The sequence below is a fragment of the Kitasatospora sp. NPDC094016 genome, from assembly GCF_040304045.1.
In the GTDB taxonomy this organism is placed as follows: Bacteria; Actinomycetota; Actinomycetes; order Streptomycetales; family Streptomycetaceae; genus Kitasatospora.
In genome coordinates this window covers 1-1,176 of the sequence record NZ_JBEOUK010000110.1, presented here as the reverse complement: position 1 = coordinate 1,176, position 1,176 = coordinate 1, and the positions used below count along the sequence as shown (strand labels likewise).

At 71.1% G+C, this 1,176-nt stretch carries 1 protein-coding gene; it reads left to right on the top strand.

Going from position 1 to position 1,176, the window contains the following annotated elements:
- Positions 1-13: 13 nt before the first annotated feature.
- Positions 14-1,176 (top strand): amino acid adenylation domain-containing protein (locus tag ABT015_RS37915; RefSeq protein WP_350887908.1); only part of this gene is annotated, 1,163 nt, incomplete at its 3' end.

Genomic DNA, 1,176 nt, shown 5'->3' with positions numbered 1-1,176 from the left:
GGACGCGGCGTATGTGATTCACACGTCGGGTTCGACGGGTCGTCCGAAGGGTGTGGTGGTGTCGCACGGGAGCCTGGCGGCTCTGTTGGCGGCGCATCGCTCGGGTGTGATGGCGGGTCGGGTGCGGTCGAGGGTGGCGTTGACGGCGTCGTTGTGCTTCGACGCGTCGTGGGATGGTGTGTTGTGGCTGGTGGCCGGGCATGAGCTGCACCTCGTCGGTGATGAGGTGCGCCGGGACGCGGCGGCGCTGGTGCGCCGTGTCCGCGAGTGCGGTATCGGGGTGTTGGAGGTGACGCCGTCCTTCGCCGAGCAGTTGGTGGAGGAGGGGTTGCTCGGCGGTTGCCCGCCGGAGTTGTTGCTGCTCGGTGGTGAGGCGGTGGGCCAGGCGCTGTGGACCGTCCTGCGGGAGGCGCCGGCGACGGAGGCGTACAACCTGTACGGGCCGACGGAGGCGACGGTGGACACGCTCGTCCACCCGCTGGCCGGGACGGAGCAGCCGGTGCTGGGCGGTACGGTCGCCGGGACGTATGCCTATGTGCTGGACGAGTGGTTGAACCCGGTGCCGGCGGGGGTGGCGGGTGAGCTGTATCTGGCGGGTGCGGGTCTGGCCCGGGGGTATCTGAACCGGCCGGATCTGACCGCGGAGCGGTTCGTGGCCTGCCCGTTCGTGTCCGGCGGGAGGATGTACCGCACGGGCGACCTGGTGCGTCGTTCCCGCGAGGGTGAGCTGGAGTACCTGGGCCGTACCGACCAGCAGGTCAAGATCCGCGGTTTCCGGATCGAACTCGGCGAGATCGAACAGGTGTTGGTCCGCCACGACGCCGTCCGCCAAGCGGTCGTCACCACCCGGGAGAGCGACGACGGCGACCGCCGGCTGGTGGCCTACTGCGCGGTGACCGAGCAGATCCCCGGGATCGCCCTTGACCTGCGGGAGTTCGTCGCCCGGGCACTGCCCGGCTACATGGTGCCGGCTGCCGTCGTCCCGCTCGACGCGCTGCCGCTCACCGGCAGCGGAAAGGTGGACCACCGGGCCCTGCCCGCACCGGACTTCGCGGAGTTCGCGGGTGGCCGGGCGGCGCGGACGGCGGCGGAGGAGATCCTCTGCGGGCTGTTCGCCGAGGTCCTGGGGATCGCCGGGGTCGGCATCGACGACGACTTCTTCGCGCTCGGCGGTCA